The sequence below is a fragment of the Xanthomonas massiliensis genome (assembly GCF_900018785.1).
GTDB lineage: Bacteria > Pseudomonadota > Gammaproteobacteria > Xanthomonadales > Xanthomonadaceae > Xanthomonas_B > Xanthomonas_B massiliensis.
This window is the reverse complement of record NZ_FCOY01000006.1, coordinates 62973-78766: the sequence shown is the minus strand read 5'-3', so window position 1 is coordinate 78766 and position 15794 is coordinate 62973. Positions and strand designations below refer to the sequence as shown.

Sequence of the window (15794 nt, the reverse complement as noted above, 5' to 3'; positions counted from 1 at the left end):
GCGCCGTTTCCGCTTGTCCTGCGCGGGCATGCGGTGCTTGCCCGGCGCGGCCGGCTTCGTGGTTCAATGGCGGCATGTCGCCGTTCCCGCTGCTGCTGCGCCTGCTGCTGTGCCTCTGCCTCGTGCTGAACGGGCCGGCGGCGCTGGCGGCCGCGCCGATGCCGGGCGATGCGATGCCGGCGCACGCGCACGGCATGGCCGCCCTGGACGAGGATGCGGATTGCGGGCATGCACCGGCGGCCATGCCGATGCCAATGCCGATGCACCACGCCGCGGGCACGGCGATGGCCGGCCACGGCCACGACTGCTGCGATCCCGGCCAGCCCCCGCATCCGGACGGCCTCCACTGCCCGCATCCCTGCCACGCCGTCGGCGCCTCGGTCGCCGTGCTGCCCGCGCTGCCGGTGCTGGCCGCCATGCGCCCCTTGCCGACCCGCTTCGCCAGCGTCCATGCCGCATCGGCGTCGCCGCCACGCGTGCCCCTGCACCGCCCGCCCATCGCCTCGGCCTGATCGCCCGCCTCCTTGCGGAGGCTGTTGCCGGCGCGTCGTGAAGACGCACCGGTGCCCGTGTTCGCCGTGCGCGTCGTACCGCCCCTCGCATCTTCGCGCCGGCCCGATCAGGTCAACCCCATGTCCCGCATTCCCGATTTCCCGCGGCAGCCTGCGCGCCGCCGCTTCGTCCAGGGGCTCGCGCTGGGCGGCATCGCCGCCGGCCTCGCCCCATGGATGCGCCCGGCCTTCGCCGCCGGCACGCCATCCAATGCCTTCTCGCCCGCGCCGGAACTGGCCGGCACCGGCTTCGACCTCGCCATCGGCCGGAGCCCGGTCAATCTCACCGGCCGCCCCCGCCCGGCCGTCACCGTCAACGGCAGCCTGCCCGCGCCGATCCTGCGCTGGCGCGAGGGCGATACCGTCAGCGTGCGCGTGGCCAACACATTGCCCGATGCGGTCACCTCGCTGCACTGGCACGGCATCGTGCTGCCCGCCGACATGGACGGCGTGCCGGGCATGAGCTTCGACGGCATCGCCCCGGGCGAGGCGTACCTGTACCGCTTCGAGGTGCGCCAGGCGGGCACCTACTGGTACCACAGCCACTCGATGTTCCAGGAACAGGCCGGACTGTACGGCGCGCTGGTCATCGATCCGCGCGAGCCGCCGCCCTGCCGCTGGGATCGCGAGCACGTGGTCCTGCTGTCGGACTGGACCGACCTGGACCCTGACGCGCTGTACGCCCGGCTCAAGAAGATGCCCGCGTACGACAACCGCCACCAGCGCACCGTGGGCGACTTCGTCCGCGACGCGCGCCGAGACGGCCTGCGCGCCACGCTGGCCGACCGCGGCATGTGGGGACGCATGCGGATGACGCCCACCGACCTGTCCGACGTCGATGCCGGCACCTACACCTACCTGGTCAACGGCCTGCCGCCGGCGGCGAACTGGACCGGCCAGTTCCGCAGCGGCGAGCGCGTGCTGCTGCGCCTGATCAACGGCTCGGCGATGACCTATTTCGACGTGCGCATTCCCGGCCTGAAGATGACCGTGGTCGCCGTGGACGGGCAGTACGTGCATCCGGTGACGGTGGACGAGCTGCGCATGGCCGTGGCCGAGACCTTCGACGTGATCGTCGAGCCGTCCGGCCAGGATGCCTTCACCGTGTTCGCCCAGGACATGGGCCGCACCGGCTACGCCCGCGCCACCCTGGCCGTGCGCCCGGGGCTGGAAGCGCCGGTGCCGGCGCTCGATCCGCGCCCGATCCTGACCATGGCCGACATGGGCCACGACATGGGCGCGATGGCCGGCATGCCCGGCATGGCGCACGACACGACGAATCCCGCCTCGCTCCACGACGCCACCGCGCAGGCCGGCGCGATGCCGGCGATGGACCACGGCGGCATGCAGCACGGCGGCATGGCGATGCCCGGCATGGACGCCGCGATGGATCACGCCACGATGGACCATGCCGGCATGGCGATGGCGGGCATGGCCCCGGCCGCGATGCATCCTGCGGGGACGCCCGGCACGACGGCCGCCGCCGGCGCCCTCGCGCTGCCCGCCGGCGTCCATCGTCCGGCCAGCGAGCGCCACAACCCATTGGTGGACATGCGCAGCGACGCCACCGCCCCGCGCCTGGACGACCCGGGCGTCGGCCTGCGCGGCAACGGCCGCAAGGTGCTGACCTATGCCGACCTGCACAGCCTGTTCCCCGACCCGGACGGGCGCGAACCCTCGCGCCAGATCGAGCTGCACCTGACCGGGAACATGGACAAGTTCGCCTGGTCCTTCGACGGCATCCCGTTCGCCGGTGCCGAGCCGCTGCGGCTGAACTACGGCGAGCGCGTGCGCATCGTGCTGGTCAACGACACGATGATGAGCCACCCCATCCACCTGCACGGCCTGTGGAGCGACCTGGAGGACGCGGACGGCGCCTTCCAGGTCCGCAAGCACACCGTGGACATGCCGCCGGGCACGCGCCGCAGCTACCGTGTGCGCGCCGACGCGCTCGGCCGCTGGGCCTGGCACTGCCACCTGCTGTTCCACATGGAAGCCGGGATGATGCGCGAGCTGCGCGTGGAGGACGCCGCATGAACGCCTCCCGCCACGCGCTGGCCATCGCATTGGCCGCAATCCTCGGCATCCCGGCGCATGCCGCCCACGCGCAGGCCATGTCCGCCATGGACATGCCGGCCATGAGCAGGCCGGCGATGGACATGCCGACCATGCCCGCCATCGATCCGGATTGCCCCCCCGAACATGCCGCAATGGGTCACTGCGTGCCGAAGTCCTCCACATCGCAACCCATGCCCGTCGATCCGGCCTGTCCACCCGAACACGCCGCGATGGGCCACTGCGTGCCGAAGCCGGGCGCGACCATGCCATCCACGCTGCCGCGCACGCCGATCCCGCCCCCCACCGACGCCGACCGCGCCGCCGCGTTCCCGGTGCTGTCGCATGGCGCGATGGTGCACGGCGCCACGACCCGGCATTACGTGCTGCTCGACCGGCTGGAGACCTGGAACGCCGATCCCGGCCGCGGCCAGGCCTGGGAGGGCAGCGCCTGGATCGGCGGCGACATCGACCGGCTGTGGCTGCGCAGCGAGGGCGAGCGCGTCCGCGGCCGGCTCGCCGCGGCCGACCTCGAAGCGCTGTACGGCCACGCCGCCGGCCCGTGGTGGGATGCGCTGGTCGGCGTGCGCCTGGATGACGGTCCCGGCGGCATGCCGTCGCGGCAATGGGCCGCGTTCGGCGTGCAGGGGCTAGCCCCCTACAAGTTCGAGGTCTCGGCCACCGCCTACCTCGGCAGCGGCGGCCGTACCGCCGCCCGGTTCGAGACCGACTACGACGTGCTGCTGACCAACAGGCTGATCCTGCAACCGCGCGTGGAAGCGTGGTGGCACGGCCGGACCGATCCGGCCACGCGCACCGGGGCCGGCCTGTCCTCGGTCGAGGCCGGCCTGCGCCTGCGCTACGAGATCACCCGCCGGTTCGCGCCCTATCTCGGCGTGGTCCACGCGCGCCGCTTCGGCGATAGCGCCGACCTGGCCCGCGGCGACGGCGAGCGCGCGCGCGACACGCGCTGGGTGGTCGGCGTGCGCGTCTGGTTCTGACTCGGCGCCAGGGCGCCGGCGCACGACGTGCCCGGCGCCCTTAGAATCCGTGCATCCCTTGCGCCCCTGAATCCGAGGCACCCCATGACGCTCAGCTCCCTCCAGCACCAGCCCGGCGTGGCCGCCGAACGCGCGCCGGAAACCGCCGGTTTCGTCTTCAACCACACCATGCTGCGGGTCAAGGACATCGCCGCATCGCTGGATTTCTACACCCGCGTGCTCGGCTTCCGCCTGATCGACCAGCGCGACTTCCCCGAGGCCGAGTTCAGCCTGTACTTCCTGGCGATCCTGCCGGCCGACGCTGCCATTCCCGAGGCCGACGCCGAGCGCCGCGTGTGGATGGCCGGAATCCCCGGCGTGCTGGAACTGACCTTCAACCACGGCACCGACACCGAGCCCGGCCCGGTCTACCACAACGGCAACAGCGAGCCGCGCGGCTTCGGCCACATCTGCGTGTCGGTGCCGGACGTGACGGCCGCCTGCGCCCGCTTCGAGGCGCTGGAGGTGCCGTTCCAGAAGCGCCTGAGCGACGGGCGCATGAAGGACATCGCCTTCATCAAGGATCCGGACGGCTACTGGGTGGAAATCATCTCCAACACCCGCTACGACCGTCCCTGAGCGACAGGGCACCGCCGCGGCCGTGCGAGCACGTGGAGCCGGCCCAGCGCCGGGATGCGCCCCCCGCCGGTCGCCGGTCAGCGCAGGCGGAAACCCACCGTGCCCAGGCCGTCGGCGCGCACCAGGACGGAATCGCCGGCCGCCACCGGAATCGCCGCCGTCACCGCGCCGGCCAGCACCAGGCTGCCGGCCGGCAGGGCCTGGCCGCGCGCGCCCAGCATGTTGACCAGCATCGCCACCGCCCTGGCCGGGTTGCCGAGCACCGCCGCGCCGGCCCCCACCTCCATCACCTGGCCGTTCTTCTCCAGCACCACGCCGAGGGTCTCCAGGTCCAGCCCGGCCACCGGCACCGGCCGCGAGCCGACCGCATAGTGCGCGGCGGAGGTGTTGTCGGCGATCACGCTGGGCAGGTCGAACTTGAAGTCCCGGTAGCGCGAGTCGATCAACTCGATCGCCGGCAGCACGAAGGCGGTCGCGGCGAGCACCGCCGCCTCGTCGCAGCCCGGGCCGCGAAGCTCGCGCGCGGTGACGAAGGCGATCTCCGCCTCGACCTTGGGATGGATGAGCGCCGCGGCCGCGACCGAGCCGCCGTCGTCGACCGCCAGCTCGTCGGTCAGAAACCCGTAGATCGGCGTTTCCACGCCCATCTGCTTCATCTTCGGGTACGAGGTCAGGCCCATCTTCATCCCGGTGATGCGCAGGCCGCGTGCCTGCTGCAGGTCGCGCAGCGCTTCCTGGACGTCATAGGCGCGCTCGACGTCGATCCAGGGATTGTCCGCGGTGACCATCGTCACCTCGCGCACTTCGCGGCGTGCCGCGTCGAGCCGTCCGGCGCAGGCCTGCACGGCCTCGCGGTCGGCGCCGCTCATGCCGGCACCTGCAAGGCCGCGGCGTCCTTGCGCCGGTCGAGCAGGTCCAGGGCGACATCGACGATCATGTCCTCCTGGCCGCCGACCATGCGCCGCCGGCCCAGTTCGACCAGGATGTCCACGGTATTGAGCCCGAACTTGCGGGCCGCCACCTCGGCGTGGCGCAGGAAGCTGGAATAGACCCCGGCATAACCCAGCGCCAGGGTCTCGCGGTCCACCCGCACCGGGCGGTCCTGCAGCGGGCGCACGATGTCGTCGGCCGCGTCCATCAGCCTGTACAGCTCGCAGCCGTGGTTCCAGCCGAGCTTGTCGGCCGCGGCGATGAACACCTCCAGCGGCGCGTTGCCGGCACCGGCGCCCATGCCCGCCAGGCTGGCGTCGATGCGGTCGCAGCCCTCCTCCACCGCGACGATCGAGTTGGCAACGCCCAGGCCGAGATTGTGGTGCGCATGCATGCCGGTCCGGGTCCGCGGGTCCAGCACGTCCTTGAACGCGCGGAAGCGCTCGCGGATGTCCTGCATGTTCATCGCCCCGCCCGAGTCCACCACGTACACCGTGGTCGCGCCGTAACTCTCCATCAGCTTGGCCTGTTCGGCCAGCTTCCGCGGCGTGGTCATGTGGCTCATCATCAGGAACCCGACCGTGTCCATGCCGAGCTTGCGCGCGTACTCGATGTGCTGGCGGGAGATGTCGGCCTCGGTGCAGTGGGTGGCCACGCGCACGATGCGCGCACCGGCGTCGTAGGCGGCCTTGAGATCATGGATGGTGCCGATGCCGGGCAGCAGCAGCGTCGCCACCTTGGCATGCTTGACGGTCGCGGCCACCGCCTCGATCCATTCCACGTCGCTGTGGGCGCCGAAGCCGTAGTTGAAGCTGGAGCCGCGCAGGCCGTCGCCGTGGGCGACCTCGATGGAATCCACTTTCGCCTCGTCCAGCGCGCGGGCGATGTCGATCGCGTTCTGCACGCTGTACTGGTGGCGCACGGCATGGTTGCCGTCGCGCAGGGTCACGTCGGAGATGTAGAGCTTCTTGTTCGGGTCGGGAGCCATGGGATCGTCCTCGGTGCTCAGGCCGCCTGCGGCAGCAGGCGGGTCTCGGCCAGGCGCTCGGCGCAGGCCAGGGCGGCGCTGGTCATGATGTCCAGGTTGCCGGCATAGGCCGGCAGGTAGTGCGCCGCGCCCTCGACCTCGATGAACACACTGGTCTTGAGCCCGCTGCGCAGGCCCAGGCCGGGCACGTTCACCGGCCGGTCGGCCGGGATAAGGTCGAACTGCACCTGCTGCTTGAGCCGGTAGCCCGGCACGTAGGCCTGGACCTCGGCGACCATGCGCGCGATCGAGCGCGCGATCGCGTCCTGGTCGGCCGGATCGCTCAGCGTGTACACGGTGTCGCGCATCAGCAGCGGCGGGTCGGCCGGGTTGAGCACGATGATCGCCTTGCCGACCCGCGCCCCGCCGACCTCCTCCAGCGCCTTGCTGGTGGTCTCGGTGAACTCGTCGATGTTGGCGCGGGTGCCGGGACCGGCGGACCGGCTGCTGATCGAGGCGACGATCTCGGCGTAGTGCACCGGCGCCACCCGCGACACCGCCGCCACGATCGGCACCGTCGCCTGGCCGCCGCAGGTGACCATGTTGATGTTGGGCGCATCCAGCTGCGCGTCCAGGTTCACCACCGGCACCACGAACGGCCCGAGCGCCGCCGGGGTCAGGTCGATCACCTTGATGCCGTGCTTGCGCAGCGCGCGGTCGTGATCGGGATGCGCGCCGGCGCTGGTGGCGTCGAAGACGATGCGGATGTCCTTGAAGCCCGGCAGCGCCAGCAGGCCGTCGATGCCCTCGTGGGTGGTCGCCACGCCCAGCCGCGCCGCGCGCGCCAGGCCGTCGGACCTGGCATCGATGCCGACCAGCGCGGCCATCTCGATGTTCCGGCCATGCCGGAGGATCTTGATCATCAGGTCGGTGCCGATGTTGCCCGAGCCGATGATGGCTGCCTTGACGCTCATGGGTATTCCTCCTGGAGTGGGAAGGGGTGCGGGAAGCACGCCATCAGGTGAAGCGGACGCTGGCGCTGCCGATGCCGCCGATGCGCACGCGCAGCCGGTCGCCGGCCGCGACCGGGCACAGCGGCACCAGCGCCCCGGAAAGGACCACCTCGCCGGCGCGCAGCGGGATGCCGAATCCGCCCAGCCGGTTGGCCAGCCAGGCCACGCACGCGGCCGGCGAGCCCAGCGCCGCGGCACCGGCGCCGGTGGCGGCGAGTTGGCCGTTCTTCTCCACGACCATGCCGCAGGTGCCCAGGTCGATGCCCAGCGGCGAGACGCGCTCGCGGCCGAGGACGAAGGCGGCGGCCGAGGCGTTGTCGGCCACGGTATCGGCGATGGATATCTTCCAGTCGGCGATGCGCGAGTCGACGATCTCGAAGCACGCCGCCAGGGCGCCAGTGGCGGCCAGCACGTCGTGCGCGGTGATGCCCGGACCGGCCAGGTCGCGCTCGAGGATGAAGGCGATCTCGCCCTCGATGCGTGGCGCGATCATGCCGGCCAGCGGGATCGACGCCCCGTCCTCGTGCCCCATCGCGTCGGTCAGGGTGCCGAAGTCGGGCTGGTCCACGCCCAGCATGCGCTGCACGGCCGCGCTGGTCAGCCCGATCTTCCGGCCGACGACGCGCTCGCCCTCCTCCAGGCGCAGCCGCAGCAGGTGCTCGGAGATGGCATAGGCCGTCTCGATCGTCATCCCGTCCACGCGCCCGGCCAGCGGCGCGACCGGCGTGGCGCTGCGCAGCGCCCGGTGGAGGACGTGCGCCCACTGTTCCACCGGGGTCGGGCCCGTCATGCCGGGTCGCTCCTGAGCCGGTCGCCGACCGCGAAGCGGGTCGGCGGCACCTCCTCGACCATCACCCGGACGGTCTGAAGCGGCGCATCGAGGGTATCGGCGGCCAGCCTGGCCACTTCGCGGATGAAGCGCTGGATCTTGTCCTCGTCGCGTCCCTGGACGAGGGTCACATGGATGATGGGCATGGGGGATCTTTCCTTCAGGTCAGTTCGACGCCGCGCGTCTCCGGCAGGAACAGCGCCACGATCAGCGCGGCCAGGGCGAAGAAGCCGGCGGTGGCGGCCAGGCCGATGCCCACGCCGTAGCCATTGGCCAGGAAGCCGATCAGCGCCGGGGCGATGGCGGCGATGGCGCGGCCGCCGTTGTAGACGAAGCCCTGCGCGGTGGCGCGCACGCGCGTGGGGAACAGTTCGGCGAAGGTCGGCGCGAAGCCGCTGTAGAAGCCGGTGCCGAAGTAGGCGACGACGATGCCGAAGACCATCAGCACCGCCGGCTGCTTGAGGATGGCGAACACCGGCACCGCCAGCGCCGAGCAGACGAAGAACAGGATGAAGGCCTTCTTGCGGCCGATCACGTCGGCGATGTAGCCGAAGGTGATGTAGCCCAGCGCGGCACCGACCTGCATGATCACGATCCACACCGTGGACTTGACCAGGTCCAGGCCCGGCCCGCCCGCGGCCACCGGCGTGGCCAGGTAGGTCGGGATCCAGGTGAACAGGCCCCAGTAGCCGCACATCGCCGCCGTGGTGAAGGCCAGGCCGACGAAGGTGTTGCGCGCGTGGCCGGTGAACAGGGTGCGGATGGTCTCGCCGAACCCCATGCGGCGCTCCTGCCGGGCCCAGATCTCCGGCTCCTCCACATGCCGGCGCACGTAGAAGCCCAGCAGCGCGGGCACCAGGCCGGCCACGAACACCCAGCGCCAGCCGCCCAGCGGGACGATCACCGCCGCCAGGATCGCGGCGATGGCATAGCCGGCCGCGAACGCGCTCTGCACCCAGGCCATGACCTTGCCGCGATGGCGCGCCGGCCAGGTCTCGGACACCAGCGCGGAGCCTGCCGACCATTCCCCGCCCACGCCCAGGCCGACGATGATCCGGAACAGCATCAGCTGTCCCAGGCTGTCGGACAGGCCGCACAGGGCGGTACCCACCGAATAGCAGATGATGCTCAGGATCATCGAGCGCGCGCGGCCGATGCGGTCGGCCAGGTAGCCGAACACCAGGCCGCCGCCGGCGGTGGCCAGCAGCGTGGCCGACACCACCATGCCTGCCGCGGACTTGTCGAAACCCAGGTCCGCGCCGACATGCTTGATCACCATCGCGAACAGCATCAGGTCCATCACGTCCAGCGCCCAGCCCAGGTAGGCCGAGCCGAACGTGTGCCATTGCTGGCGGGTGGCACCCTGCCACCAGCGGTCGTTGCCAAGGGCTTGCTGCTGAAGCGGCCGTATCTGCGCCATGGGGCATCCCCTCCCGAGGGATCGATATACATGTTTCGATGAACGATACCAATGTATCGTACATGCGGTAATACCGGATGAAACACCCGTACCATGGTCTAGTGTATCGATCATCGATACAAAACGTATTACTTTCGGTAAACCAAGGAGGCTTCCCCATGCCCGTGCTCTCGCTCCGCCTGTACGAAGACCGGCTGCCGGCCGGCTGCCCGCCGGTCTTCCTGCCCCATGTCCCGCGCGCGCTCTACGTCCGCGAGGGCGGCCTGATGGCCGACGACGCCAGTGGCGGCCGCCTGCTCGACACCGACCAGGGCCACGTGGTGGACGGCACGCTGGTCCTGCGCAACGACGCCGCGCCGACCCTGCTGTGGCGATGGGAGCTGGACCTGGCCGAGCGCCCGGCCACGGCGGCCCTGCCCTCGGCACCGGCCACGACCAGCAGGCTGCTGCTCGAGTCGCCGGTGGACCTGGACCCGCGCTTCGACTGGCTGATGCGCTGCGACTGGGTGGCGTTCCCGCCGGGCGGCGTGGCCTTGACCCATGTCCACCAGGGCCCCGGCATCCGCGTCGTGCATCATGGCCAGATCGCCATCGAGACCCTCGGCCAGCGCCATGTGCACGAGGCCGGAGAGGCCTGGTTCGAGCTGGGTCACGCGCCGGTGCTGGCCCCGACCACGGAAGCCGGGCCGACCGCCTTCGTGCGCTGCTTCCTGCTGCCGCGCCCGCTGAAGGGGCTCAGCTCGATCCGCTACGTCCGCGCGGAGGACGCCGGCGCCCCGAAGACGCAGCGCTACCGCGTGTTCGCCGAACGCTTCATCGCCCTGCCGGCGATCTGAGCTGTCACGGCTGGCGAGACGCCGGGCCGGCGCTGGGTTAGCCTAGTCGGCCCGTCCCCGCTTGCTGGCCATGACTGCCGATACCTCCACGCCCGCCACGCCCGACGCGCCCGCCGGGCTTCCGCCCGGCGAGAACGCCATGCCGGTGGCGATCGTCTCGCTCAAGATCATCGAGGCGCTGGTCGCCTCGCCGACGGGGCTGGGCGTGACCCAGCTCGGCCAGCAGCTGGGCATGCCCAAGGCGCGCATGCATCGCCACCTGGCGGCCCTGCGCGAGCATGGCTACGTGGTCCAGGATCCACGCACCAGCGCCTACCAGGTCGGCTGGCAGCTGTACCTGCTCGGCCAGTCCTGCAGCCGGCACTTCAACATCATGACCCTGGCCAAGCCGTCGATGCAGGCACTGCGCGACCGGATCGGCCAGACCGTGGTGGTCTCCAGCTTCAGCGGCACGGAAGTGGCGGTGATCGACCTGCTGCGCGGTACCGCGCCGGTGGAGATCAGCCTGCGTCCCGGCACGCGCTTCCCCTTCAACGCGGTGGCGCAGGGCAAGGTGGTCCTGGCCTTCGGCCCGGAAAGCGTGCTGCAGCAGACCCTGGCCGCCCCGCTGCCACGGCTGACCCAGCGCACCATCACCGATCCGGAGCGGCTGCGCAGCGAGGTGGACCTGGTGCGCCGGCGCGGCTGGGCCGACGCTCCCGAAGAGCTCTACACCGGCATCAACGCCCTGGCCGCGCCGCTGCTGCAGGCCGACGGCAGCCTGTTCGGCACCATCGCCATCGTCGGCTCGATCCATTTCCTGCCGTCCGAACCGGACCCGGCCAACGTCGATGCCCTGCGCGAGACCGCCAGCCAGATCTCGGCCGCACTGGGCTATCGCGGTTGAAACGCCCGGCCTCCGGCAAGCCGGGCAGCCGCGCCCTCCCGCTCCCCGGCGGGCGATAGCGAAGCCACGGAAAGCCGGAAGCGGCGCGATCGTTGCCGCATCGGCACCGTGCCCACCCGTGCTGCCGGCGGGCCGCGGTCCCGGCCGGTCGCGTTCCGGCATGCCGCGGGCACCGGCCCGGCGATTCACGACACCGGCTGCTCGCGGCGGATGCGCGCGGTCTCGGCCTCCAGCAGCTGCGGGTGCAGGTCGAACTGGTCGGACAGCAGCAGTTCGCGCGCGGCCGGCTTGACCTCGATGCGCTCGACCTGCAGCAGGTCGCCGTCGCGGAACAGCTCGATGTAGCTGTCGAGCACGCCCGACAGCGTGCCCTGGGCGGTGTCCGGGGCGGCCAGCACCAGCTGCAGGCCCAGCGAGCGCAGGTAGCCGGTGATCGCGCGCGCGTTCTGCGCGTCGATCTTGTCGCCGAACTCGTCGAGCAGGATCAGCCCCAGCCCGCCCGGGTGCGCCTCGCTCTTGCCGTAGGCCGCCGCCAGCGCGGCGCCGGCGATCACGTACAGCGGCGCGCGGTGTTCGCCGCCGGAACCGGAGCGCATGCGGTCGCTGAGCGAGCCGATGACGCGGTCCTCCTGGCGGATCTGCACCTCGAAGCGGAAGAAGCGGCGGTAGTCGTCCAGCGGCGAGGTGGCCAGGCCGCCGGCGCTGGCGCTGTCCTCGACCAGCTCGCGGAACGCCGGCGGCACCTGCCCGGCGCTGCCGAACAGGGTGTCCTCCCCGCCCAGGTCGGCGGCGCGCTGGATGAAGCGGTGCAGCGCCTGGTACTCGGGCACCACCTCGTAGTGGAACTGGTAGCGCTCGTTGTTGGAGAACGCCGGGCTGGCGCGCAGGGTGCGGTTGAGCGTGGCGATCTGCTGCTTCAGGCGCACGAAGTTGTCGTACAGCGCCGAGGCCACGCCGCTGCGGAAGGTGTCCACCGCGGTGGCGTAGGCCTGCTCGGCCTCGGCGCGGTGCTGCACCAGCTCGGTGTCGCGCAGGCGCTGCAGGTCCTCGTGCAGCAGCGTGCGCGCGGCGCGCCAGTCGGCGGCGTCGAAGTCCGGCGCCAGGCCGTGGTCGCGCGCGTACTGGGCCAGCGCGCTCCACGCCTCCGGCAGCAGCCGCGACAGCTGCGCGTCGGCGTCGCGGGCGCGCTCCTCGCAGCGCTGCGCGCGTTCCTCCAGCGTGGGCAGCTTGGCGTCCAGTTCCTCGCGCAGGCGCTCGACGCGGTTGGCGTCCACCTCCGGGTCGGCGAAGGCGGCCACCGCCTGCCGCGCGACCTTGTCCTGCTCGGCGCGCAGGCCCTCGAGCAGCTGCTCGCCGCGCGCCAGTGCGCCGGCGGCCTCGCGCTCGTCGCCGACGCCGGCCTCCACCTGCTGCTGCACCGCCGCCAGGGATTCCTGCAGGCCGCGCACCTGCTCGCCCAGGCGCAGCAGGTCCGGATCCTGTCCTTCCTCCTGCCCGGCCTGCAGCGCGTGCAGGTGCGACAGCGCCTGGCGGTGGCGCAGCAGCAGCGCATGCATGGCACCGGCCACCGCCTCGGCGTCGCCGAGCTGGGCCAGGCCGTGGCGCGCGGCCTCGGCGCGGCGCGCCAGCGGTTCCAGCCGCTGCACCTCGCGCCCGGCCTCCTCCAGTTCCTCGTGCAGGATGCGCGCGCGCTCGCGCTGGTCGCCGGCGCCGATGCGCAGTTCGGCCGGCCCGGGCAGGCGGCGGCGCTCGATGCCGCCGCCCTTGGCGACCAGGCCGTCGCGGGTCAGGCCCTGGCGCGAGCGCACCAGCTCGGCCTCGCTGTCCACGCAGCGCAGCTCGCCGAGCTGGCGGCGCAGGTAGGCCACCGCGTCGGCGTCGCCCTCCACGAGCGCGGCCACGCTGCCGTCCTCGGGCCGCCCGCCGCGGCGCTCGCCGTGGCTGGACAGCGCCAGCTTGACGCCGTACACGGCGCGCGCGCCCTGCAGCGAGCGGTACAGCCTGACCGCCTGCTGTTCCTGCGCGGCCGGCACCAGCAGCGCCTCGACGTGGCTGCGCAGGTAGGCCTCGATCGCCGGCTGCCAGGCTACGTCGGCGATGCGCACCAGGTCGCACACCGGGCGCGCGGCGATGCCGGCGTCCTGCAGGTAGTTCATCAGCCGCGCCACGTCGGCGCGCAGCTCGGCCTGGCCGGCCTGCACCCGCGCCTGGTTGCGGCGCGCGGTGTCGCGGCGCTCGCGCGCCTGCTGCAGCGCGCCGTGCAGCTGGTGGGCATGGGCGGACACCGCGGCCACCACCGGCGCGGCAGCGGCCAGCGCCTGGCGCACCTGCGCGTGCAGCGTGTCCGCCGCCAGCGGCAGCGCGGCCTCGGCCGCGGTGGCCTGCAGCTGCGCGGCCCAGTCGCGCCACGGGGCGCTGGCGCGCGCCAGCGTGTCGGCCGGCAGGTCCGGCAGGTCCAGCGCCTGCGCGGCGGCCAGCTGGTCGCGGGCGAAGCCGACCTGGCGGCCCAGTTCCTGGCCGATCTGCGCCAGCTCGGCGCGGTCGCGCCCGGCCAGTTCGTCGTAGGCGGCGCGGGCGCCATAGCCGTCGCTGCCCTGCAGGCGGGCGCGGGCCTGTTCCAGCTCGGCCTCCACCGCCTGCCGCTCGCCGCGGGCGGTGGCCAGGCGGTGGCGGGCGTCGGCCAGCGCCAGGGTGGCCGCCTCGCGCGCCTGCTCGGCCAGCTCGACCTGCTCGCCGAGCAGGTCGCGGCGGTACTCGGCCGCCAGCGCGCGGCCGGAGGCGGCGCGCACCGCCTGGGCGGCGATCCGGCCGTACTGCTGCTCGGCCGCCTCGGCCTCGCCGATGCGTCGCTCGACCTGCTCGATCTTCTCCTTGATCAGGCGGAAGCTCTCCAGCAGGCCGCGGAAGCGGGCGATGTCGGTGGGCCGGTCCTCGGCCACCAGGGTGCGCACGAACAGGTCCACGTCCTCCACGCGCTGCAGGTTGAGCGCGTTCTGGAACGCCTTGCGGTAGGCGGCCAGATCCGGCTGCGCGGTGGGCGCGGCGCGCAGGCGCAGCAGCAACTCGCGCAGGAAGCGCTCGGCGTTGGGCGGGAACTCGGCCTTGCCGCCGGCGGCCTTGCAGCGCTGCGAGGCGAGCTGGCGGAAGGTGGTCCAGGCCAGCGGCAGCTCCGCATCGCCCTGGCGCTCGAGATGGTCCTCGCGCGCCAGCGCCACGCCGGGCAGCAGGTACAGGCCGTGAATGCGGTGCTCGGGCTCGTCGACCGATGCGCCCAGGCCGATGCCGGCGGTGAGCGTCTCGCCGCTGTCGCTGTCGCGGAACACCAGGCTGATGTAGGTGGTGGCGGTGCGGCGCTTGCGCCCGCCCTCGCCCGGGCGGTAGGTGCCCAGGCAGTAGTCGCGGATGGTGCGCGCGCGGGCGCTGCCGCCGGCCTGGGCGTTGAAGCGGATGCGGCTGCGGTCGCCGCCGAGCAGGACGATCTGCAGCGCATCCAGCAGCGCGCTCTTGCCGGCGCCGTTGGGCGCGATGATGGCGCTGGTCGCGTCCAGCTCCAGGGTCTGCGCCTCGAACAGGAAGAACTGCACCAGGTGCACGCGTTCAAGCTGCTGCATCGTCGTCCTCCAGGCCGGTGTCGATGTCGGCGGCAACGACGTCCGCGCGCGGGCCGTCGGCGTCGGGATCCTCGTCCTCCTCGTCGTCGCGGTTGTGCTGGTCCAGCCGCTGCAGCCAGGCCTCGCCGACGATCTCCACGATCGCCGGGCGCACGCGCAGGTGGAACGGCTGCGCCTCGTCAGGCTCGGATTCCACCAGCCGCACGCAGCCCCAGCGCCGCAGGGTGCGGGCCAGCGCGCGCAGCGTGCCGACCTCGGGCATCGGCCGGCCGGTCAGTTCCGGATAGGCCTGCTGCAGTTCGGGCAGCTCCACCACCGCCTCGCCCTGGTCCTCGATGCTGCCCTCGCGCATGGCCGCATCGAAGCGCTGGCGCAGCACCAGCAGCAGCAGGGTCTCCTCCAGCGACACCGGCACGCCCTCGCCGTGGGTGGGCAGCGCGACCACGTAGCGGTAGTGCGCGTTGCGCTCCAGGCGGATGCCCAGCGGCGCCAGCGCGGCGACGAAGTCCTCGAAGAATTCCTCGACGATGCGGTAGGCCACCCGCGCGTTGCGGTCGGCCGAGTACAGCACCTGCTCGACCACCAGCCGGTAGGCGGTGCGTTCGAAGTCGGCCTCGGTGTACAGGCCGGAGGCCTGGCTCAGGGTTTTCCAGCTGCGTTTCATGCGGTCTTGCCGATGCGGTGGAGGACGAAGCGCGGGGCGCGCAGGAAGTCGTTGTCGTCGGTCGCGCCGGCCAGCTCGACGGTGAAGCCGCGCAGCAGCCGGCCGAGCGGATCCTCGCGGCGCAGCCCGCCGGCGCGGTGGCTGCGCAGGGCGGCGGTGAGCAGGCACTGGTAGGCGCGCAGGTCGCCGATGCTGGCGATGGACAGCGCCTGCGAGTCCACCCGGTCGGCGCCGTCGAGGTGGCGGCCGACATAGCGCGCCATGTCCTCGGGGGTGACCAGCCGCGCACGCTTGATCCGCCGCAGCAGCGCCAGCCGCGCCAGCTCCCGCCCACCCCCGAGCAGCTGGCGCGGCTGGCGCTGCGCGCGATCGGCGCCGGGCGGCGCTGCGGGGCGCGCAGGCGCTCGGCGTCC

At 72.5% G+C, this 15794-nt stretch carries 15 protein-coding genes; 6 read left to right on the top strand and 9 right to left on the bottom strand.

Going from position 1 to position 15794, the window contains the following annotated elements:
- Positions 1 to 74 precede the first annotated feature (74 nt).
- From BN3794_RS03710 to gloA, 4 genes are all read left to right on the top strand, one after another.
- Positions 75 to 512 carry a CopL family metal-binding regulatory protein gene (locus BN3794_RS03710; protein WP_066093590.1) on the top strand — a complete coding sequence of 146 codons (438 nt, stop codon included), beginning with the start codon at positions 75 to 77 and terminating at the stop codon, positions 510 to 512.
- Between the two features lie 120 nt (positions 513 to 632).
- Positions 633 to 2588: a copper resistance system multicopper oxidase gene (locus tag BN3794_RS03705; RefSeq protein WP_066093587.1), complete on the top strand. Its 1956-nt coding sequence runs from the start codon at positions 633 to 635 to the stop codon at positions 2586 to 2588.
- Positions 2585 to 3607: a copper resistance protein B gene (locus BN3794_RS03700; RefSeq protein WP_066093584.1), complete on the top strand. Its 1023-nt coding sequence runs from the start codon at positions 2585 to 2587 to the stop codon at positions 3605 to 3607. Before BN3794_RS03705 ends, BN3794_RS03700 begins: the two co-directional genes overlap by 4 nt.
- Positions 3608 to 3691: 84 nt before the next feature.
- Entirely contained in the window at positions 3692 to 4225 is a 534-nt protein-coding gene (gene gloA, locus BN3794_RS03695) for a lactoylglutathione lyase (RefSeq protein WP_066093581.1), read from the top strand.
- Positions 4226 to 4302: 77 nt separating this feature from the next.
- Here the strand turns inward: gloA and dmpH are convergent, their stop codons facing one another.
- The 6 genes from dmpH to BN3794_RS03665 are packed head-to-tail and all read right to left on the bottom strand — an operon-like array spanning position 4303 to position 9384.
- Positions 4303 to 5094, bottom strand: coding sequence for a 2-oxo-3-hexenedioate decarboxylase (gene dmpH, locus BN3794_RS03690; RefSeq protein ID WP_066093578.1), 792 nt, complete (start codon positions 5092 to 5094; stop codon positions 4303 to 4305).
- The gene (gene dmpG, locus BN3794_RS03685) at positions 5091 to 6143 is read right to left on the bottom strand and encodes a 4-hydroxy-2-oxovalerate aldolase (RefSeq protein ID WP_066093575.1); all 1053 of its coding nucleotides are present in this window, start codon (positions 6141 to 6143) and stop codon (positions 5091 to 5093) included. Before dmpG ends, dmpH begins: the two co-directional genes overlap by 4 nt.
- Positions 6144 to 6160: 17 nt before the next feature.
- Positions 6161 to 7096: an acetaldehyde dehydrogenase (acetylating) gene (locus BN3794_RS03680; protein WP_066093573.1), complete on the bottom strand. Its 936-nt coding sequence runs from the start codon at positions 7094 to 7096 to the stop codon at positions 6161 to 6163.
- Between the two features lie 43 nt (positions 7097 to 7139).
- Positions 7140 to 7925, bottom strand: coding sequence for a fumarylacetoacetate hydrolase family protein (locus BN3794_RS03675; RefSeq protein ID WP_066093570.1), 786 nt, complete (start codon positions 7923 to 7925; stop codon positions 7140 to 7142).
- Entirely contained in the window at positions 7922 to 8110 is a 189-nt protein-coding gene (locus BN3794_RS03670; protein WP_066093567.1) for a tautomerase family protein, read from the bottom strand. Before BN3794_RS03670 ends, BN3794_RS03675 begins: the two co-directional genes overlap by 4 nt.
- Positions 8111 to 8124: 14 nt before the next feature.
- Complete coding sequence (locus tag BN3794_RS03665; RefSeq protein WP_066093564.1) at positions 8125 to 9384, bottom strand: MFS transporter; 1260 nt, start codon at positions 9382 to 9384, stop codon at positions 8125 to 8127.
- A 158-nt stretch (positions 9385 to 9542) separates the two neighbouring features.
- Here BN3794_RS03665 and BN3794_RS03660 point away from each other — a divergent pair, with 158 nt between their 5' ends.
- On the top strand, positions 9543 to 10220 hold the full coding sequence (locus tag BN3794_RS03660) for a hypothetical protein (protein ID WP_066093561.1): 678 nt from the start codon (positions 9543 to 9545) through the stop codon (positions 10218 to 10220).
- Between the two features lie 70 nt (positions 10221 to 10290).
- Positions 10291 to 11106 (top strand): IclR family transcriptional regulator, encoded by an 816-nt coding sequence (locus BN3794_RS03655; RefSeq protein WP_066093558.1) that lies wholly within the window; start codon positions 10291 to 10293, stop codon positions 11104 to 11106.
- Between the two features lie 185 nt (positions 11107 to 11291).
- Here the strand turns inward: BN3794_RS03655 and BN3794_RS03650 are convergent, their stop codons facing one another.
- The 3 genes from BN3794_RS03650 to BN3794_RS16805 are packed head-to-tail and all read right to left on the bottom strand — an operon-like array spanning position 11292 to position 15644.
- Positions 11292 to 14717: an SbcC/MukB-like Walker B domain-containing protein gene (locus BN3794_RS03650; RefSeq protein WP_066093555.1), complete on the bottom strand. Its 3426-nt coding sequence runs from the start codon at positions 14715 to 14717 to the stop codon at positions 11292 to 11294.
- Positions 14704 to 15381, bottom strand: coding sequence for a DUF4194 domain-containing protein (locus tag BN3794_RS03645; protein ID WP_066093552.1), 678 nt, complete (start codon positions 15379 to 15381; stop codon positions 14704 to 14706). The genes BN3794_RS03650 and BN3794_RS03645 overlap by 14 nt, the downstream gene beginning before the upstream one ends.
- The gene (locus tag BN3794_RS16805; protein WP_236493177.1) at positions 15378 to 15644 is read right to left on the bottom strand and encodes a hypothetical protein; all 267 of its coding nucleotides are present in this window, start codon (positions 15642 to 15644) and stop codon (positions 15378 to 15380) included. Before BN3794_RS16805 ends, BN3794_RS03645 begins: the two co-directional genes overlap by 4 nt.
- Between the last annotated feature and the right edge of the window lie 150 nt (positions 15645 to 15794).

Coding starts and splice junctions, on each gene's coding strand:
- BN3794_RS03655 (WP_066093558.1), top strand. CDS start 10,291: ATGACTGCCGATACCTCCACGCCCGCCACGCCCGACGCGCCCGCCGGG.
- BN3794_RS03700 (WP_066093584.1), top strand. CDS start 2,585: ATGAACGCCTCCCGCCACGCGCTGGCCATCGCATTGGCCGCAATCCTC.
- BN3794_RS03675 (WP_066093570.1), bottom strand. CDS start 7,925: ATGACGGGCCCGACCCCGGTGGAACAGTGGGCGCACGTCCTCCACCGG.
- BN3794_RS03670 (WP_066093567.1), bottom strand. CDS start 8,110: ATGCCCATCATCCATGTGACCCTCGTCCAGGGACGCGACGAGGACAAG.
- BN3794_RS03660 (WP_066093561.1), top strand. CDS start 9,543: ATGCCCGTGCTCTCGCTCCGCCTGTACGAAGACCGGCTGCCGGCCGGC.
- BN3794_RS03665 (WP_066093564.1), bottom strand. CDS start 9,384: ATGGCGCAGATACGGCCGCTTCAGCAGCAAGCCCTTGGCAACGACCGC.
- BN3794_RS03645 (WP_066093552.1), bottom strand. CDS start 15,381: ATGAAACGCAGCTGGAAAACCCTGAGCCAGGCCTCCGGCCTGTACACC.
- gloA (WP_066093581.1), top strand. CDS start 3,692: ATGACGCTCAGCTCCCTCCAGCACCAGCCCGGCGTGGCCGCCGAACGC.
- BN3794_RS03680 (WP_066093573.1), bottom strand. CDS start 7,096: ATGAGCGTCAAGGCAGCCATCATCGGCTCGGGCAACATCGGCACCGAC.
- BN3794_RS03650 (WP_066093555.1), bottom strand. CDS start 14,717: ATGCAGCAGCTTGAACGCGTGCACCTGGTGCAGTTCTTCCTGTTCGAG.
- BN3794_RS16805 (WP_236493177.1), bottom strand. CDS start 15,644: ATGGCGCGCTATGTCGGCCGCCACCTCGACGGCGCCGACCGGGTGGAC.
- BN3794_RS03710 (WP_066093590.1), top strand. CDS start 75: ATGTCGCCGTTCCCGCTGCTGCTGCGCCTGCTGCTGTGCCTCTGCCTC.
- BN3794_RS03705 (WP_066093587.1), top strand. CDS start 633: ATGTCCCGCATTCCCGATTTCCCGCGGCAGCCTGCGCGCCGCCGCTTC.
- dmpG (WP_066093575.1), bottom strand. CDS start 6,143: ATGGCTCCCGACCCGAACAAGAAGCTCTACATCTCCGACGTGACCCTG.
- dmpH (WP_066093578.1), bottom strand. CDS start 5,094: ATGAGCGGCGCCGACCGCGAGGCCGTGCAGGCCTGCGCCGGACGGCTC.